The sequence below is a fragment of the Rodentibacter myodis genome, from assembly GCF_001999305.1.
GTDB lineage: Bacteria > Pseudomonadota > Gammaproteobacteria > Enterobacterales > Pasteurellaceae > Rodentibacter > Rodentibacter myodis.
In genome coordinates this window covers 64,235-82,465 of sequence record NZ_MLHQ01000007.1, presented here as the reverse complement: position 1 = coordinate 82,465, position 18,231 = coordinate 64,235, and the positions used below count along the sequence as shown (strand labels likewise).

Here is an 18,231-nt window from a genome sequence, read left to right as displayed (position 1 = left end):
AAAAATAATGAAAAAATTGACCGCACTTTTTAATTTACCTTCCCTTCCGGTAGCACTTGAAATAAATGAATTGGTGCTTGATAGCCGAAAAGTAAAAACGGGCGATCTTTTCGTTGCCGTGAAAGGACATCAAGTTGATGCAACAAAATTTATTGAGCAAGCCATTTTATCCGGTGCGAGTGCGGTGGTGGCGGAAACAGATTTGATTGATTGCCATTTAATGGTGGAATATCAACAACAAAAACCGGTGATTCATTATTATAATTTGTCGGCGGATCTGTCCGAAATTGCCGACAAGTTTTATGATTCACCTTCTAAAAAATTGACACTGGTTGGTGTCACCGGCACAAACGGAAAAACCACGGTTGCCCAGTTGCTCGCCCAATGGGCGCAATATTTAGGGCATAAATCGGCAGTGATGGGGACGATTGGAAACGGTTTGTGGGGAGAAGTGGTGGAAGCCAAAAATACCACAGGTTCACCCATTGAAATTCAATCTTCGCTTGCTGCTTTTGTCAGTGCCGGGGCTGATTTTGCTGCAATTGAGGTTTCCTCTCACGGTTTGGTGCAGCACCGTGTTGAGGCCTTAGATTTTAATGTCGCAATTTTTACGAATTTAAGCCGTGATCATCTTGATTATCACGGCACAATGGAAGAATATGCTCAAGCGAAAAAACGTTTTTTCTTTGAGATAAATTCCGATTTGCAAATTTTAAATGCAGATGATCCAATAGGGTCGAAATGGTTGGAAGCGTTGCCGAATGGAATTGCAGTAAGTTGTAATTCGGATTTTCAATCGAATTCCGAAAAATGGATAAAGGCAACGTCAGTTCATTTTACTCATCAAGGTACAATCATTCATTTTACTTCAAGTTGGGGAACCGGTACGTTGAATAGTCCGTTAATCGGTGCATTTAATGTAAGCAATCTACTGCTGGCAACAGCAACACTACTGGCGTTAGGTTATTCATTGGATGATTTAACAAAAACTGTTTCACAACTAAAAGGAGTTAGAGGAAGAATGGAAACTATCAAAGTAAGCGGAAAACCAGCGGTTATTGTCGATTATGCACACACACCGGATGCGTTGGAAAAAGCGCTCATTGCCGCACGTGAGCATTGTGATGGTAAATTATGGTGTATTTTTGGTTGCGGTGGTGATCGTGATGCGGGAAAACGTCCGTTAATGGCGAAAGTCGCAGAACAATTTGCAGATATGATTGTGGTGACGAAGGATAATCCTCGCACAGAAGATCCGGATAAAATTGAAGCGGATATTGTCGCAGGTTTTACCAATATGGAGAAAGTGGGGTTAATTCCGGATCGTGATCAAGCCATTGAATTTGCCATTCAAAGTGCGAAGGAAAACGAGGTGATTTTAATTGCTGGAAAAGGCCACGAAGACTACCAAATTATTGGTGATGAAACCTTACATTTTTCCGATCAAGAAACGGCAGAATTTTATCTAAACCAATAATTTAATTAGCTTTACTAATGATTAACTTAACCACACAACAGCTTGCTCACATTCTCAATGCAGAATTAATCGGGGATGAGCAGGTTGTTGTTGAAAATATCAACACTGACACACGTCAATCCGTTCCACATCATTTGTTTTTTGCCTTAAAAGGTGAAACATTTGATGCCCATCAATATCTTCACCAAGCTATCGCACAAGGGGCGGTAGCCTTGGTGGTTCAGCAATTCAACCCGAGTATCTCCATTCCACAATTAGTGGTGGCGGATACCCGTCTTGCCTTAGGGCAACTTGCAAAATGGCTGCGTGAAAAAATCAATCCTCTCACCGTGGCGATGACTGGTTCTTCCGGCAAAACAACGGTGAAAGAAATGACTGCCGCTATTTTGCAGAAAACCGCAGGCAATGCCGAGGCAGTGTTATTTACCAATGGCAATTTCAATAATGATATTGGTGTACCGCTCACCCTGTTGTGTTTAACGGAAAAACATCGTTTTGCCGTGATTGAACTTGGGGCTAATCATTTAGGGGAAATTGACTACACGACCAAATTAGCCAAACCGGATGTTGCCCTGATTAATAATATTGCGCCGGCTCATCTTGAAGGATTTGGCTCTTTAGAAGGCGTTGTGCGGGCAAAAGGCGAGATTTATCGTGGTTTAACGAAAAAGGGTGTGGCAATTATTAATGCCGAGCATAATCATCTTGATGTTTGGCAGAGAGAAATTGGCGATCACTCTATTCAATATTTTAATGGCAAAGATTATTTTGCGAAGAATATCCAACACAGCCCGCTGGGTGTGCATTTTGTCCTTGTCTCACCGCAAGGCGAAATTGAAATTAATTTGCCGTATTTGGGTGAACATAATGTAAAAAATGCCTTGGCAGCAACCGCACTTGCGATGAATGTCGGGGCGGGGTTGGCAGCGGTAAAAGCCGGGCTGGAACAACGTTCTCAAGTAAAAGGGCGATTGTTCCCAATTCAAATCGGCGGCAATTTATTATTGTTGGATGATACATACAACGCCAATATGGATTCCCTCAACGCGGCGATTGATGTGCTGAAAAGTTATCCTGCCTATCGCATTCTTTGTGTAGGCGATATGAAAGAATTGGGCGAAAATTCTTTGGATATTCATCGTCAGGTCGGGCAGCACGCCAAAGCCACCAATTTGGATTTGGTTTGCTCTTTTGGTGAGGAAAGTGCGGTCATTTCCGGTGCTGTTTTGGGAAAACATTTTACCGATAAAGCTGAAATGGTTGATTTTTTGATCCCCGTGATTGAAACCCAATTACAACAAAATAAATCGGTTGTGGTGTTAGGGAAAGGCTCTCGTTCGATGAAAATGGAAGATGTGATTTATTCATTAAAGGATAAAATAAAATGTTAGTTTGGCTTGCTGAATTTCTTGTTCGTTATGAAACGGCGTTCAATGCGATTTCTTATATTACCGTTCGTGCAATTTTGGCGTTATTGACCGCACTTTTAATTTCCCTTTGGATTGGGCCTAAGGTGATTAAACGTTTACAAATTTTGAAATTTGGTCAGGAAGTGCGTAATGATGGGCCGGAAAGTCATTTTGCCAAAAAAGGCACGCCAACAATGGGCGGCGTGATGATTCTTTTCGCCATTGGGGTCAGCACATTGTTATGGGCAAATTTGGCGAATCCTTATATTTGGCTTTGTTTATTTGTTTTGTTTGGTTATGGGGTGATTGGTTTTGTGGATGATTACCGCAAAATCACCCGCAAAAATACGGATGGCTTGATTGCCCGTTGGAAATATTTTTGGATGTCCGTTGTCGCGCTTGTTGCCATCATTTGGTTGTACTGGCTTGGTCAGGATACGGATGCCACCCGCTTGGTCGTGCCGTTCTTTAAAGATGTAATGCCACAGTTGGGCTTGTTCTATATTGTTCTTTCCTATTTTGTGATTGTAGGAACAGGGAATGCGGTCAATTTGACAGACGGTTTGGATGGCTTGGCGATTATGCCAACCGCCTTGGTTGCCGGTGCATTTGGGCTTATTGCTTGGGCGACAGGAAACGTGAATTTTGCCGAATATTTGCATATCCCTTATATCAAATATAGTTCCGAAGTGGTGGTGTTTTGTACGGCGATTGTTGGCGCAGGCTTGGGCTTCTTGTGGTTCAACACTTATCCGGCGCAAGTCTTTATGGGCGATGTGGGTTCATTGGCGTTAGGCGGTGCTTTGGGTGTGGTTGCTATTTTAGTTCGCCAAGAATTTTTACTTGTCATTATGGGCGGCGTGTTTGTGGTGGAAGCCTTATCGGTGATTTTACAGGTGGGATCTTACAAACTGCGTAAACAACGTATTTTCCGTATGGCACCCATTCATCATCATTTTGAATTGAAAGGCTGGCCTGAACCAAGAGTGATTATCCGTTTTTGGATCATTTCATTAATGTTAGTGTTGATGGGATTGGTGACGCTTAAATTACGCTAAAATGTGGTGGGCGACAAACCCACGATAAAAAATTCAATCATTTAACATCAGAAAAATAATATGTATCAAAACAAAACCATCACCATTATCGGGCTTGGTAAAACAGGGTTATCTTGTGTCGATTACCTTCAATCCCAAGGGGCAAATTTGCGTGTTATCGATACCCGAACTCATCCCGCCGGTGCAGATAAATTAGCAAAAAATATCCCACTTCATACAGGTAGCCTAAATCAACAATGGTTGCTTGAAAGTGACATCATTGTCATTAGCCCGGGATTGGCGGTAAAAACACCGGAAATTCAGACCGCACTTTCAGCCGGTGTGGAAGTGATTGGGGACATTGAATTATTTTGCCGTGCCGCCACCAAGCCTATCATTGGTATTACCGGTTCTAACGGTAAAAGCACGGTAACAACGCTTGTGTATGAAATGGCAAAAGCAGCAGGCATTAAAGTGGGAATGGGCGGAAATATTGGTATTCCGGCATTATCTTTATTAAAAGAAGATTGTGATTTGTATGTGTTGGAGCTTTCCAGTTTCCAACTTGAAACCACTTATAGTTTAAAAGCAGCCGCAGCGACCGTTCTTAATGTGACGGAAGATCATATGGATCGCTACGTGGATTTAGCGGATTATCGCCAAGCAAAATTGCGTATTTATCATAATGCGGAAACGGCAGTGGTGAACAATGAAGATCAATTAACTTTCGGCGAAGGTAAAAACCAAGCAAAACAAACCGTTTCTTTTGCTGAAGATAATGCGGACTATTGGCTCAAAACAGAAAATGACAAGCAATATTTAATGGCGAAAGAGGACGTGATTTTGCCTTGCGATGAGGTTACCTTGGTTGGTCGTCATAATTATATGAATATCCTTGCCGCAACCGCGTTAGCGCAAGCGGTTGGTATCAATTTAACGGCAATTCGTACCGCACTTCGTCAATTCAAAGGTTTGGATCATCGTTTTCAATTGGCTTATCAAGCCGATGGCGTGCGTTGGATTAATGATTCTAAAGCAACCAATGTGGGGAGTACGGTAGCAGCCCTTGGCGGATTATATGTGGCAGGCAAATTGCATTTATTACTTGGCGGAGACGGCAAAGGCGCGGATTTTTCAGAATTGGCGGCACTGATTAATCAACCGCATATCATTTGTTATTGTTTTGGGCGTGATGGTGCACAACTTGCCGCACTTTCCTCGCAAAGCCATTTATTTGAAACGATGGAACAAGCGGTAGCGTTTTTACGTCCAACACTTAAAGCAGGCGATATGGTATTATTGTCGCCGGCTTGTGCAAGCCTTGATCAATTCGCCTCTTTTGAAAAACGCGGGGAGGAATTTACCCGCTTGGCAAAACGAAGTTAGTCATAGAAAACAATGGAATTTATTCGGAAAATTAAACAACATATTGATTCTTGGACCAGAATTACCCCGCAAGGCTTATTGTACGATCGGGCGTTATTCTGGCTTTTTGTGATCTTATTGCTGATTGGCTTAATCGCCGTTACTTCGGCTTCCATTCCTTATAGTTCCCGCTTATTTAACGATGCGTTCTATTTTGCTAAACGTGATGCAATTTATGTGTTTTTCTCATTGCTAACCTGCTATTTTTCTATGCAGATTTCCACTCAGCAATGGGAAAAATGGCACGCAAATATCTTCTTTTTAGCCATCGTTTTGTTATATGTGGTATTAATTATTGGTTCTTCCGTGAATGGGGCACAGCGTTGGATTTCACTTGGTGTACTTAATTTCCAACCGGCAGAATTTGCCAAACTGGCACTTACCTGTTTTCTCGCAAGCTATTTTACCCGCCGTTATGATGAAGTGCGGTCAAATAAACTCAGTGCTTTTAAACCTTTTATTGTAATGGGAACAATGGGGGTATTTTTATTAGCCCAGCCGGACTTGGGGAGTACCGTTGTATTGTTTGTGATCACTTTCGGAATGCTTTTTATTGTGGGGGCTAACTTTTGGCAATTTATCGGATTAATTGGTACAGGCGCATTGCTATTTGTATGGTTGGTGCTTTCGGCATCTTACCGTTTAAAACGTTTTACCGGTTTTTTAGAACCGTTTAAAGATCCTTACGGCACGGGGTTTCAGCTCACCAATTCATTAATGGCTTTCGGGCGTGGAGAAATTACCGGTGAAGGATTGGGCAATTCCATCCAAAAATTAGATTATTTACCGGAAGCCCATACGGACTTTATTATGGCGATCATTGGCGAAGAATTTGGTTTTATCGGTATTCTTGTGGTGATTGTATTACTGGGCTTATTAATTTTCCGAGCCTTAAAAATTGGGCGTGAATCCTTACAATTAGAACAACGTTTTCGTGGATTTTTTGCCTTGGGGATCAGCTTTTGGATTTTCTTCCAAGGGTTCGTTAATTTAGGAATGGCACTTGGGATGTTGCCAACGAAAGGTTTAACCTTCCCACTTGTCAGCTATGGGGGGTCGAGTATCATTATTATGTCGGCAACCATTGGTATTTTATTGCGTATTGACCACGAAAATCGTTTACAACGTGGTGGACAGGCACGCTTGCGTGATGATTAGGAATAAAAATGAATAAACAGAAAAAATTATTAGTAATGGCAGGGGGAACGGGCGGACACGTTTTTCCTGCCATTGCCGTTGCTCAAACTTTACAAAAACAGGGTTGGCAAATTTGTTGGCTTGGTACGAAAGACAGAATGGAAGCACAACTGGTACCAAAACACGGTATTCCAATTCATTTTATTCAAATTTCGGGCTTACGTGGAAAAGGTGTTAAGGCGTTATTAACCGCACCTTTTGCAATTTTCCGAGCGGTGTTACAAGCCAAAAAAATTATTCAGGAAGAAAAACCGAATGCCGTGTTGGGGATGGGCGGTTATGTTTCCGGGCCGGGTGGTGTGGCGGCAAAACTTTGTGGTGTGCCGATTATTTTGCACGAACAAAATGCGATTGCAGGACTAACCAATAAATGGTTGGCAAAAATAGCAACCCGTGTGCTTCAAGCTTTCCCCAATGCCTTTCCTAATGCGGAAGTGGTGGGCAATCCGGTTCGTCAGGCTTTATTTCAAATGCCGACACCTGAAGCCCGTTTTGCAAACCGTGGGGAAAAATTACGGGTGTTGGTGGTGGGCGGTAGCCAAGGGGCGAGAGTGTTGAACCAAACCCTCCCTCAAGTGGTCGCACAATTAGCCGATAAGTTAGAAGTTCGTCACCAAGTGGGAAAAGGTTCGGTTGAAAATGTGACCGCACTTTACGGTGAAAATGCCCCACAAGTAAAAATTACCGAATTTATTGATGATATGGCACAAGCCTACGCGTGGGCAGATATTGTGATTTGTCGCTCCGGTGCGTTGACAGTGTGTGAGCTTGCCGCTGTGGGCGTGCCGGCGATTTTTATTCCTTTCCAACACAAAGATCGCCAACAATACCTTAATGCAAAATATTTGGCGGATGTTGGTGCGGCAAAAATTGTCGAGCAGGCGGATTTAACCGCGGAAATTTTGGTGAATTATCTACAACATTTTACCCGCGATGAATTATTGCAAATGGCGGTAAAGGCAAAAGCAATGTCTGCCCCTCTTGCTGCGCAACGTGTCGCAGAAGTCATTATTGAAAACGCAAAATAAGATAAAATTCTTTGGATTTTTTGACCGCACTTTTTTACTTCGGCGGCAAGATTTTTCCAAAAGACAAAAGGAAAAAAGATGAAACATTCTCACGAAGAAATTAGAAAAATTATCCCTGAAATGCGCCGTGTGCAACAAATTCATTTTATCGGAATTGGCGGTGCGGGAATGAGTGGTATTGCCGAAATTCTTTTAAACGAAGGCTATAAAATCTCAGGTTCGGATATTGCCGATGGCGTGGTTACGCAACGCCTTGCACAGGCGGGGGCAAAAATTTTTATCGGTCACGCAGAAGAAAATGTGGAGGGGGCGAGCGTGGTGGTGGTGTCCAGTGCCATTCACGAAAATAATCCCGAGCTGATGGCGGCAAAACAAAAACGTATTCCGGTGATTCAACGGGCGCAAATGTTGGCGGAAATTATGCGTTTTCGCCACGGTATTGCGGTGGCCGGGACGCACGGCAAAACTACTACAACGGCGATGATTTCAATGATTTATACCCAAGCGAAGTTAGATCCCACTTTTGTAAATGGCGGCTTGGTAAAATCAGCGGGCAAAAATGCCCATTTGGGGGCAAGTCGTTATCTTATTGCGGAAGCCGATGAAAGCGATGCTTCTTTCCTTCATTTACAGCCGATGGTTTCTGTGGTTACCAATATGGAGCCGGATCATATGGATACTTATGAAGGCGACTTCGAGAAAATGAAAGCCACTTATGTGAAGTTTCTGCATAATTTGCCGTTTTATGGTTTGGCGGTGATGTGCGCCGATGATCCTGTGTTAATGGAACTTGTGCCTCAAGTAGGGCGTCAAGTGATAACCTATGGTTTTAGTGAAAATGCCGATTATCGTATTGAAGATTACGAGCAAACGGGTTTCCAAGGACATTACACGGTGATTTGCCCGAATGGCGAGCGAATCAATGTTTTGTTAAATGTACCGGGTAAGCATAATGCATTAAATGCTACAGCAGCCCTTGCGGTGGCAAAAGAAGAAGGCATTGCGAATGACGCAATTTTAGCCGCACTTGCCGATTTCCAAGGTGCGGGACGGCGTTTTGATCAGCTTGGTGAATTTATTCGTCCAAATGGAAAAGTGCGTTTAGTGGATGATTATGGTCATCACCCGACAGAAGTTGGGGTTACGATTAAAGCGGCTCGAGAAGGTTGGGGGGATAAACGCATTGTGATGATCTTCCAGCCACATCGTTATTCCCGCACTCGGGATTTATTCGATGATTTTGTACAGGTGCTTTCACAAGTGGATGCATTGATAATGCTGGATGTTTATGCCGCAGGCGAAACGCCGATTGTGGGGGCGGATAGTAAGGCACTTTGTCGTTCGATTCGTAATTTGGGCAAAGTTGATCCGATTTTAGTGTCGGATACAGCACAACTAGGCGATGTATTGGATCAAATTATTCAAGACGGTGATTTGATTCTTGCGCAAGGGGCAGGCAGCGTGAGTAAAATTTCCCGTGGCTTGGCGGAATCTTGGAAAAATTAATTAATAAAAGAAGAAAAAATAGGATAGAAAATGAATTTAAAACAAGAAAAAATTGCCGTATTGTTGGGGGGTACTTCTGCGGAACGTGAGGTTTCTTTAAATTCCGGTAAAGCGGTGTTGGAAGCATTGGTAAGTCAAGGCTATGAAGCACACCCGATTGATCCGAAAGAATATAATGTCGCAAATTTGAAAAAAGATGGCTTTCATCGTGTATTCAATATTTTACACGGTCGTGGCGGTGAAGATGGCACAATGCAGGGCTTATTAGAGCAAATCGGATTGCCTTATACCGGTTGCGGAGTAATGGCATCGGCTTTAACTATGGATAAAATGCGTACGAAAATGCTGTGGAAAGCCTTTGGCTTACCGGTTGCCGAAATGGAAGTCGTAACCCGCGAAACCTTGGCTCAGTTAGATCCGCAAGCCGTTGTGGCGAAGTTAGGTTTGCCGTTAATGGTGAAGCCTTCTCTTGAGGGATCAAGTGTTGGTTTAACGAAAGTGAAAGCGGTGGAAGAATTAAAAAGTGCGGTCGAAACGGCACTTAAATTTGATAATACAATTTTGATTGAAGAATGGCTTGCCGGTGATGAATTAACCGTGCCGGTGTTGGATAGCCAAGTATTACCGGCTATTCGCATTGTGCCGGAAGGGGAATTTTACGATTACGAGGCTAAATATATCTCCGATAATACTCAGTATTTTTGTCCGGCAGGATTAACGCCGGCGCGTGAGCAGGAATTGGCAACCTTAGTCAAACGTGCTTATGATGCGGTAGGCTGCCGAGGTTGGAGTCGTATTGATGTGATGTGCGATGCAAAAGGCGATTTCCGTTTAGTGGAAGTGAATACAAATCCCGGTATGACAAGCCATAGTTTATTCCCTAAATCGGCGGCGACCGTTGGGATTTCGTTTGAACAACTCGTGGTTAAAATTTTGGAGTTAAGTGCATAATGAATGTACTGAAGCGCAAAAATACGCAAAGTGTCCGATATGGTGAAGCGAAGTCTAAATATTTTTTACAGGTTCGCCTATTGGTTGCGCTATTGTGCGTTGGATTAGGATATTTTGTTTATTCAAATTGGCAAAATTGGCTGGAAAGTTTGGATACAAAACCGATAACTGCTTATGCATTAGTGGGTAAAACGGAATTTACCGATTATGCAGATGTGAAGGAGATTCTGTCAAATATGACCCTAAAAGGGTTTTGGGGACAGGATGTTAAAACCATTCAAGAACAGCTTGAAACCTTACCTTGGGTGAAAGGTGCGGTGGTGCGGAAGATTTGGCCAAACCGTCTAAGTATTTGGTTAACGGAATATATGCCGGTGGCAATTTGGAATAAAACGGAGTTTGTGACAAAAGAAGGAACGGTTTTTCAACTGCCGATGGAACGCTTGAAAAATAAAACATTACCTTATTTGGGCGGGCCGGATTATCAAAGTCTAAAAGTGCTTGAGGCTTGGAACCAAATTTATGCGGATTTCAAAGCGAAAAATTTAAATGTGAAAGGGATAACAATTGATGAGCGTGGCGCGTGGCAAGTCACCCTTGATAATGATATAGTACTGAAACTTGGACGTGGGGAATGGAAATCAAAACTGGAACGTTTTGTGACAATTTATCCGCAAATTGAAATACCGGAAGGCAAACGCATTGATTATGTAGATTTACGATATGCGGCAGGTGCGGCAGTCGGAATGGTAGATGAATAACATTTGGGTGTAAAAAATGGCAAAAATGGTTGAAACAAAAGTGATTGTAGGGCTTGAAGTCGGCACATCAAAAGTTGTTGCCGTGGTGGGAGAAGTCTTACCTGATGGCGTGGTGAATGTGCTTGGCGTTGGTAGTTGTCCTTCAAAGGGAATTGATCGCGGAAGTATCACGGATTTGGATGCCGTGGTCAATTCTATTCAGCGCGCCATTGAATCTGCCGAATCGATGGCGGATTGTCAAATTATGAGTGTGACTTTAGCGATTACCGGTGAACATATTCAAAGTTTAAATGAAAGCGGATTTGTACCAATTGGTGAAAGCGAAGTAACACAGGAAGAAATTGATTCTGCCTTACATAATGCCAGTACCATCAAATTGCCGGAAGGCGTTTCTTTGTTACACGTTATTCCACAAGAATATGCGGTGGATCGCCAATTAAATATTAAAAACCCTTTGGGCTTGCAGGGGGTACGTTTGAATGCGCACGTACATCTTATTGCTTGCCATCAAGATTGGCAGAATAACTTGAAAAAAGCGGTAGAGCGTTGCGGTTTGCAGGTTGATAAAGTGGTATTTTCCGGTTTTGCCGCCACCCATTCTGTTTTGACCGAAGATGAAAAAGATCTTGGCGTATGTTTGATTGATTTTGGTGCAGGCACAATGAATGTGATGGTCTTCACCAATGGGGCGTTACGTTTTAGTAAGGTGATTCCTTACGCAGGCAATATTGTCACCAACGACATTGCCCACGCTTGCACCATTTCCCGCGCGGAAGCCGAACGGGTTAAAGTGAATTACGCCAGTGCTGTCTATCCGGCTCGTTTACACGGCGATAAAAAAATTGAAGTTGCCGGGATTGGTGGACGTGCGCCCCGTTCTTTAACAAAAAGTGATTTATCGTTAATCACATCAGCCCGTTATTCTGAACTTCTTGGCGTTGTGAAAGACGAATTAGATAAGCTAAAAACAGATTTAGAAAGTAAACATATTAAATTTGAACTGATTGCCGGTGTGGTCATTACCGGTGGTGGGGCGCAAATTGAAGATTTAAAAGAATGTGCAATGGATGTCTTTAATTGCCAAGTGAGAATTGGTAGCCCTCTAAATGTCACCGGTTTAACGGATTATGTAAACCGACCTCAATATTCCACCGTGGTAGGATTATTACAGTATAGTCATAATAATAGTGATGATGAACTGATCGGTGGTGAGGATTCTGAGGACAGTGTAATTAATACAATTTGGAAGGGAATTAAAAAAATTGTAAATAAAGTGCGGTCAGAATTTTGATTATTTTAGATTTTCATCTACAATACGGACAATTTATCTTTATTAATGTGCTAGCAGAGTATTAGCAGAGCGGAGAACAACAGATGTTATACCCAGATTACGGTGATTTTGAAGAACAATCAGGCGCGCTGATTAAAGTTGTCGGCGTTGGCGGCGGCGGCGGTAATGCCGTTAACCATATGGTTGCCAATATGATTAAACAGGATGTTGGCGGTACTTTCCTCGGTGAAAATACGATGGACAGTGAGGAGTACGGAAAAATTATTTTCTATGCCGTTAATACCGATGCTCAAGCATTGCGTAAAAGCCAAGTTCAACAAACCGTGCAAATCGGTGGGGCAACAACTAAAGGTCTTGGTGCGGGCGCAAACCCTAATGTCGGTCGTAAAGCGGCGGAAGATGATCAGGAAGAAATCCGTAAAATGCTTGAAGGTGCAGATATGGTATTTATCGCCGCCGGTATGGGTGGCGGTACAGGAACCGGTGCCGCACCTGTTGTTGCGAAAGTTGCTAAAGAATTGGGTATCTTAACCGTTGCGATTGTTACAAAACCATTCGTTTTTGAAGGTAAAAAGCGTATGCAGTTTGCCGAGTTAGGGATCAAAGATTTATCGCAATATGTTGATTCAATGATCATCATTCCTAACCAGCAAATTCAAAAAGTTCTCCCTAAAAATGCAACCTTGGTTGATGCATTTGCTGCGGCTAATGATGTCTTGCGTAATTCCGTTATGGGAATTTCCGATATGATTACTTCTCCGGGTATGATTAACGTGGACTTTGCCGATGTAAGAACCGTGATGTCAGAAATGGGACAAGCGATGATTGGTTTTGGTTCTGCCAAGGGTGCGCCGGGTGAAGGGCGGGCAGAAGAAGCCGCAAGAATTGCCGTACGCAATGATTTATTAGAGAAAGTTGATTTAACCAATGCAAAAGGTATTTTAATCAATATTACCGGCGGATTTGATATTGCATTTGATGAATTTAACGTTGTGGGTGATACCATCCACAGTTTTGCTTCGGAAGATGCAACGATTGTTGTAGGGACAACGTTAGTGCCTGAAATGAGCGATGAAATTCGTGTGACGATTGTTGCCACCGGTTTGGGAGAAATTACACCAAATGAGCTAATTCAAGTGCAAAAAACGGTTCAGCAATCTTCGCCACTCCACCAACCAACAGATGGGAATGCACAAGCTATTCCATTAAGAACACAAGAGCAAATTACATCTTTTAGACAACCTGAGCCAATTCGTCCTTCTTATTCTCAGGAGCAACAACCGAAAGAGAATTATCGTAGCGAATTGGAAAGACCGATTACAGATCGCTTATCTACGTTTAAAAAATTTGATCCCAATACATTGGGTCAGGACGATCAGTAATAGCTTATTTTATGATTTTGCACTAAAGGCAAAAAATTATGATTAAACAAAGAACATTAAAACAAAGCATTAAAGTAACCGGTGTAGGGTTACATAGCGGTAAAAAAGTAACATTAACATTGCGTCCGGCTATGCCAAATACCGGTGTGATTTACTGCCGCACGGATTTAAATCCACCGGTAACTTTTCCGGCAAATGCAGAATCTGTTCGTGATACGATGCTCTGTACAGCACTTGTTAATGATCAAGGTGTACGGGTTTCAACAGTTGAACACTTGAATGCGGCATTGGCAGGGCTTGGTATTGATAATATTATTATTGAAGTGGATGCGCCTGAAATTCCAATTATGGATGGCAGCGCAAGCCCATTTATCTATTTATTGTTAGATGCCGGTATTGAAGAACAAAATGCAGCGAAAAAATTTATTCGTATTAAGCAAAAAGTACGCGTGGAAGACGGTGATAAATGGGCGGAATTTAAACCTTATAATGGTTTCCGTTTAGATTTCACTATTGATTTTGAACATCCGGCAATCGGTAAAAACGTACGTAATTACGTGATGGATTTTTCTGCTCAAGCCTTCGTTCATCAAATTAGCCGTGCAAGAACTTTCGGTTTTATGAAAGATATCGAATATCTTCAATCGCAAGGTTTGGCATTGGGCGGTAGCTTAGATAATGCCATTGTATTAGACGATTATCGTATCTTAAACGAAGAAGGTTTACGCTTTAAAGATGAATTGGTTCGTCATAAAATGTTGGATGCAATTGGCGATCTTTATATGGCGGGTTATAACATCATTGGTGACTTCAAAGCCTATAAGTCTGGTCACGGCTTGAATAACAAGTTACTTCGAGCAGTGCTTGCTAATCAAGAGGCTTGGGAGTTTGTCACCTTTGAAGATAAGGAACAGGTACCACAAGGCTATGTAGCCCCTGTTCAAGTATTGATTTAATGATTTTCGGTTAAAAAGCTATATTTCCAAAAGAAGTATAGCTTTTTTATTTTGTTGTTTGCTCTTAAAAGAGCGGTCTATTTGGGATGAGTTTTTTTATGAAAAAATTATTCACAGTTTTACCTTTGGTTGTTGCAACCTCCTCGGCGATGGCGTATGAGCAGGATAAAACCTATCACTTCACGCTTCTTCACACCAATGATACTCACGGACATTTCTGGCCGAATAATAAAGGTGAATATGGTTTTCCTGCGCAGAAAACCATCATCAATCGAGTGAAGGCAGAAGTGGAGAAAAATGGCGGATCGCTGATTTTATTAAATGCAGGGGATTTTAATACCGGTGTGCCGGAATCCGATATGCAAAATGCCGAACCGGATATTCAAGCGATGAATGCAATGGGTTATGAAGCAACAGTGTTAGGCAATCACGAATTTGACAACCCGCTACAAATGCTCGGAATGCAAGAGTCTTGGGCGAAATTTCCTTTCTTAGCCGCTAACGTAATTAATAAGAAAACCAATCAACCCCTTGTTAAACCTTACACGATTCTTGATAAACAAGGCTTAAAAATTGCCGTTGTGGGATTAACTACCGAAGACACGGCAAAATTAGGGAATCCTGAATATACGAATAATGTCATTTTTAAAGATCCAACCGAATCGGCAAAAGAGAGCTTAAAATCATTAAATGAAAATGAGAAACCCGATATTAAAATTGCACTAACGCATATGGGGTATTATTACAATGCACAATACGGTTCTAATGCGCCGGGAGATGTCACGCTTGCCCGCAATTTAGATAAAGGTGCATTTGATATGATTGTTGGAGGGCATAGTCACGATGCCGTTTGCGTTGATGAAAAAGGCGTTTGGATTAAAGATTACAAGCCAACACAATCTTGTAAACCGGATTATCAAAACGGCACTTGGATTATGCAAGCCTACGAATGGGGAAAATATATCGGTCGTGCGGATTTTAAGTTTAAAAATGGCGAATTAAAATTGGTTCATTATGAACTTATTCCGGTGAACTTGAAGAAAAAAGTCACAAAAGAAGACGGTAAATCGGAATATGTTCTTTATGCCGAAGAAATTCCACAAGATCCTGAAATTGAAAAACTCTTAAAGGCTTATCAAAATAAAGGCGATGAATTACTTGGTCGTGAACTGGGTGAACTAAAAGGTAAATTAGAAGGTGATCGCACGGTAATTCGTTTTAAACAAACCAATCTTGGACATTTAATTGCAGAAGCCCAACGTGAGCGTGCCGGTGCTGATGTCGGTATTATGAATTCTGGAGGGATTCGTGATTCAATTCAACCGGGCAAAGTGACCTATCGTGATATTTTGAAAGTACATCCATTTGGTAACATCGTAAGCTATGTGGATTTAACCGGTAAGGAATTACTTGATTACCTCAATGTTGTGGCATTAAAAGAAGTGGATTCCGGTGCTTATGCACAATATTCCGGTATTTCAATGGTGGTCAATAAACAAGCGAAGAAAGTCGAAAATGTCAAAATTCAAGGTAAACCCTTAGAGTTAAACAAAACTTATCGCATTTCTTTGCCAAGCTATAATGCGGCTGGTGGAGACGGCTATCCGGTGGTAACCAAAAATCCGACTTTCTTAAATACCGGATTTATTGATGCTGAAGTGTTAGCAAAATATATTTGGAAAAATTCACAAAAAGCCCCAATTGACGCGGCTAAATATGATCCAAAAGATGCAGTAACCTTCAAATAAGGATAAATATGGCTTTAGAACTGTCAGAAATTCGCCAACAAATTACACAACTTGATCGCAGCTTATTGAAGCTGCTTTCTGAGCGTCATCGTTTGGCTTTTGATGTGGTGAGAAGTAAAGAAGTCACCCAAAAAGCCCTGCGTGATGTCGAACGGGAACAACAGCTTTTGCAAGAATTGATACAATTTGCCGAAAATGAAAATTATCAGCTCGAACCGCAATACATTACTTCGATTTTCCAAAAGATCATTGAAGATTCTGTATTGACACAGCAAGTGTATCTACAAAATAAATTGAATGAAGAACGTAGCCAAAATTTGCATATTGCTTTTTTAGGTAAGCGGGGTTCATATTCCAACTTAGCGGCACGCAACTATGCCGCACGTTACCAAAAACAATTTATTGAGTTGGGCTGCCAATCTTTCGAGCAAGTCTTTGAAAGAGTGCAAAATGGCGAAGCGGATTTCGGTATTCTTCCATTAGAAAACACCACTTCCGGTGCGATTAACGAAGTGTATGATTTGTTACAGCACACCGATTTATCACTTGTCGGAGAGCTGGCTTACCCGATTAAACATTGTGTTTTGGTGAACGATAAAACGGATTTAAGCCAAATTGATACCTTATACAGCCATCCGCAAGTCATTCAACAATGTAGCCGTTTTATTCACAATTTAGGGCGGGTGCATATTGAATATTGCGAGAGTAGCTCCCACGCAATGCAACTGGTTTCAAGTTTGAATAAACCAAATATTGCGGCGTTGGGTAATGAAGATGGCGGAAAATTATATGGCTTGAACGTATTGAAAGCGGATATTGCCAACCAAGAAAACAATATCACCCGATTTATTGTCGTGGCAAAAGAACCGCGAGAGGTTTCACCGCAAATTCATACTAAAACCCTTTTGTTGATGACCACTTCACAACAGGTTGGATCATTAGTTGATGCATTACTGGTATTCAAAAAACATCAAATCAATATGACAAAACTTGAATCCCGCCCGATTTACGGCAAGCCTTGGGAAGAAATGTTTTATCTTGAAATTGAAGCCAACATCCATCATCCGGACACGCAAAAAGCCTTGGAAGAGTTAAAAGCCTATAGCAATTATTTAAAAATTCTCGGTTGCTATCCAAGTGAAATTATCAAGCCGGTGAATGTTTAACAAAAGTGCGGTCAATAAAAACAATGTTTTTATGACCGCACTTTTCTTTTAAAACGATAAATCAATATTGCTGAAAAAATAAGTAAACAGCCGATAATTTTTGTGAAGAATATTTCTTCATTCAATACTAAGTAGCCTAATAGTAACGTCCAAACAGGCTCTAACAACATAATGATCGCTGCTGTATTAACGTGACATTGCTTTTGAGCGATGGTTTGTAATAAGACACGGACATTTGTTGCAATAATTACACTGAGTAAAAACCATCCCCAAGTTTCCCAAGAAGGAACACGCCATTGTTCAAAAAAGAAAGAGTAAATTGATGTAAAAAGCCCAACAATGCCTAGTTGTATTGTAGTGAGGGGGAAGGGCGGAATTTCTTTCGCAAATTTATTATTTAAAACAAAATAAAATCCGGTTGAAATGGAACAAAGTAAAAAGAATAAATTGCTTAATGAGAGGTGAACAACGCCTTGTTTAATCGATAAAAAGTATAAACCTAGAAACGCCATAGGCATTGCATACCAAAAAGTTTTCTTGGGTTTATCTTTGAATAAAAGCCAAGCAATAATTGGTGTCATCAACATCGATAAACTAAAAATAAATGCCCCTTCGCCCAAATCTTCACTGTAAATTAAACCGGTGATCCATAGCACCATATTAATCGCATAAGTTATACCAACAAAAATGGCTTTTATTTTCTGAGTGGAAGTAAGATTGCGGATAGCTTGGAAGGAAAAGGGGAGAAAAATCAGACCGGCTAAGCTGAATCGCAATCCAATAAAGCCCATTGTCGTCATTCCTTCTAAGGAATATTTAGAAAAGAACCAACCCGATGCGGCAATAAACGTCACAATAAAGAGAAGGATCTCACCGGTATATTTTTTCATAGCATAA

At 41.6% G+C, this 18,231-nt stretch carries 15 protein-coding genes; 14 read left to right on the top strand and 1 reads right to left on the bottom strand.

What is annotated here, in order from left to right; genetic code table 11:
- Nucleotides 1–7: 7 nt before the first annotated feature.
- From murE to BKL49_RS02030, 14 genes are all read left to right on the top strand, one after another.
- Entirely contained in the window at nucleotides 8–1,477 is a 1,470-nt protein-coding gene (gene murE / locus BKL49_RS02095; protein ID WP_077422983.1) for a UDP-N-acetylmuramoyl-L-alanyl-D-glutamate--2,6-diaminopimelate ligase, read from the top strand.
- Between the two features lie 17 nt (nucleotides 1,478–1,494).
- Nucleotides 1,495–2,868, top strand: a complete 1,374-nt coding sequence (gene murF, locus BKL49_RS02090) for a UDP-N-acetylmuramoyl-tripeptide--D-alanyl-D-alanine ligase (RefSeq protein ID WP_077422982.1) — start codon at nucleotides 1,495–1,497, stop codon at nucleotides 2,866–2,868.
- Nucleotides 2,862–3,944: a phospho-N-acetylmuramoyl-pentapeptide-transferase gene (gene mraY / locus BKL49_RS02085; protein ID WP_077422981.1), complete on the top strand. Its 1,083-nt coding sequence runs from the start codon at nucleotides 2,862–2,864 to the stop codon at nucleotides 3,942–3,944. Before murF ends, mraY begins: the two co-directional genes overlap by 7 nt.
- A gap of 60 nt (nucleotides 3,945–4,004) precedes the next feature.
- Entirely contained in the window at nucleotides 4,005–5,309 is a 1,305-nt protein-coding gene (gene murD, locus BKL49_RS02080; protein ID WP_077422980.1) for a UDP-N-acetylmuramoyl-L-alanine--D-glutamate ligase, read from the top strand.
- A 12-nt stretch (nucleotides 5,310–5,321) separates the two neighbouring features.
- Complete coding sequence (gene ftsW, locus BKL49_RS02075; RefSeq protein ID WP_077422979.1) at nucleotides 5,322–6,506, top strand: putative lipid II flippase FtsW; 1,185 nt, start codon at nucleotides 5,322–5,324, stop codon at nucleotides 6,504–6,506.
- A gap of 8 nt (nucleotides 6,507–6,514) precedes the next feature.
- Nucleotides 6,515–7,573 (top strand): undecaprenyldiphospho-muramoylpentapeptide beta-N-acetylglucosaminyltransferase, encoded by a 1,059-nt coding sequence (gene murG / locus BKL49_RS02070; RefSeq protein WP_077422978.1) that lies wholly within the window; start codon nucleotides 6,515–6,517, stop codon nucleotides 7,571–7,573.
- Between the two features lie 78 nt (nucleotides 7,574–7,651).
- Nucleotides 7,652–9,079, top strand: a complete 1,428-nt coding sequence (murC, locus tag BKL49_RS02065) for a UDP-N-acetylmuramate--L-alanine ligase (protein WP_077422977.1) — start codon at nucleotides 7,652–7,654, stop codon at nucleotides 9,077–9,079.
- A gap of 30 nt (nucleotides 9,080–9,109) precedes the next feature.
- Entirely contained in the window at nucleotides 9,110–10,030 is a 921-nt protein-coding gene (locus tag BKL49_RS02060; protein WP_077422976.1) for a D-alanine--D-alanine ligase, read from the top strand.
- Complete coding sequence (locus BKL49_RS02055) at nucleotides 10,030–10,791, top strand: cell division protein FtsQ/DivIB (RefSeq protein WP_077422975.1); 762 nt, start codon at nucleotides 10,030–10,032, stop codon at nucleotides 10,789–10,791. The genes BKL49_RS02060 and BKL49_RS02055 overlap by 1 nt, the downstream gene beginning before the upstream one ends.
- A 16-nt stretch (nucleotides 10,792–10,807) precedes the next feature.
- The gene (gene ftsA / locus BKL49_RS02050) at nucleotides 10,808–12,082 is read left to right on the top strand and encodes a cell division protein FtsA (RefSeq protein ID WP_077422974.1); all 1,275 of its coding nucleotides are present in this window, start codon (nucleotides 10,808–10,810) and stop codon (nucleotides 12,080–12,082) included.
- Between the two features lie 83 nt (nucleotides 12,083–12,165).
- Complete coding sequence (gene ftsZ / locus BKL49_RS02045) at nucleotides 12,166–13,464, top strand: cell division protein FtsZ (protein ID WP_077422973.1); 1,299 nt, start codon at nucleotides 12,166–12,168, stop codon at nucleotides 13,462–13,464.
- A 38-nt stretch (nucleotides 13,465–13,502) separates the two neighbouring features.
- Nucleotides 13,503–14,420, top strand: a complete 918-nt coding sequence (lpxC, locus tag BKL49_RS02040; protein WP_077422972.1) for a UDP-3-O-acyl-N-acetylglucosamine deacetylase — start codon at nucleotides 13,503–13,505, stop codon at nucleotides 14,418–14,420.
- Nucleotides 14,421–14,518: 98 nt separating this feature from the next.
- Entirely contained in the window at nucleotides 14,519–16,168 is a 1,650-nt protein-coding gene (gene ushA / locus BKL49_RS02035) for a bifunctional UDP-sugar hydrolase/5'-nucleotidase UshA (protein ID WP_077422971.1), read from the top strand.
- An 8-nt stretch (nucleotides 16,169–16,176) separates the two neighbouring features.
- Nucleotides 16,177–17,334, top strand: coding sequence for a chorismate mutase (locus BKL49_RS02030; RefSeq protein WP_077422970.1), 1,158 nt, complete (start codon nucleotides 16,177–16,179; stop codon nucleotides 17,332–17,334).
- A gap of 29 nt (nucleotides 17,335–17,363) precedes the next feature.
- On the opposite strand, the gene BKL49_RS02025 is transcribed toward BKL49_RS02030, so the two are convergent.
- A complete protein-coding gene (locus BKL49_RS02025; protein ID WP_077422969.1) occupies nucleotides 17,364–18,224 on the bottom strand; it encodes a DMT family transporter in 861 nt (286 codons plus the stop codon).
- Nucleotides 18,225–18,231 lie beyond the last annotated feature (7 nt).

What these genes read in the sequence shown, in the direction of transcription:
- murD (WP_077422980.1), top strand. Translation starts at nt 4,005, where the DNA reads ATGTATCAAAACAAAACCATCACCATTATCGGGCTTGGTAAAACAGGG.
- BKL49_RS02060 (WP_077422976.1), top strand. Translation starts at nt 9,110, where the DNA reads ATGAATTTAAAACAAGAAAAAATTGCCGTATTGTTGGGGGGTACTTCT.
- mraY (WP_077422981.1), top strand. Translation starts at nt 2,862, where the DNA reads ATGTTAGTTTGGCTTGCTGAATTTCTTGTTCGTTATGAAACGGCGTTC.
- murF (WP_077422982.1), top strand. Translation starts at nt 1,495, where the DNA reads ATGATTAACTTAACCACACAACAGCTTGCTCACATTCTCAATGCAGAA.
- murG (WP_077422978.1), top strand. Translation starts at nt 6,515, where the DNA reads ATGAATAAACAGAAAAAATTATTAGTAATGGCAGGGGGAACGGGCGGA.
- lpxC (WP_077422972.1), top strand. Translation starts at nt 13,503, where the DNA reads ATGATTAAACAAAGAACATTAAAACAAAGCATTAAAGTAACCGGTGTA.
- murE (WP_077422983.1), top strand. Translation starts at nt 8, where the DNA reads ATGAAAAAATTGACCGCACTTTTTAATTTACCTTCCCTTCCGGTAGCA.
- ftsW (WP_077422979.1), top strand. Translation starts at nt 5,322, where the DNA reads ATGGAATTTATTCGGAAAATTAAACAACATATTGATTCTTGGACCAGA.
- ftsZ (WP_077422973.1), top strand. Translation starts at nt 12,166, where the DNA reads ATGTTATACCCAGATTACGGTGATTTTGAAGAACAATCAGGCGCGCTG.
- BKL49_RS02025 (WP_077422969.1), bottom strand. Translation starts at nt 18,224, where the DNA reads ATGAAAAAATATACCGGTGAGATCCTTCTCTTTATTGTGACGTTTATT.
- BKL49_RS02030 (WP_077422970.1), top strand. Translation starts at nt 16,177, where the DNA reads ATGGCTTTAGAACTGTCAGAAATTCGCCAACAAATTACACAACTTGAT.
- ushA (WP_077422971.1), top strand. Translation starts at nt 14,519, where the DNA reads ATGAAAAAATTATTCACAGTTTTACCTTTGGTTGTTGCAACCTCCTCG.
- murC (WP_077422977.1), top strand. Translation starts at nt 7,652, where the DNA reads ATGAAACATTCTCACGAAGAAATTAGAAAAATTATCCCTGAAATGCGC.
- BKL49_RS02055 (WP_077422975.1), top strand. Translation starts at nt 10,030, where the DNA reads ATGAATGTACTGAAGCGCAAAAATACGCAAAGTGTCCGATATGGTGAA.
- ftsA (WP_077422974.1), top strand. Translation starts at nt 10,808, where the DNA reads ATGGCAAAAATGGTTGAAACAAAAGTGATTGTAGGGCTTGAAGTCGGC.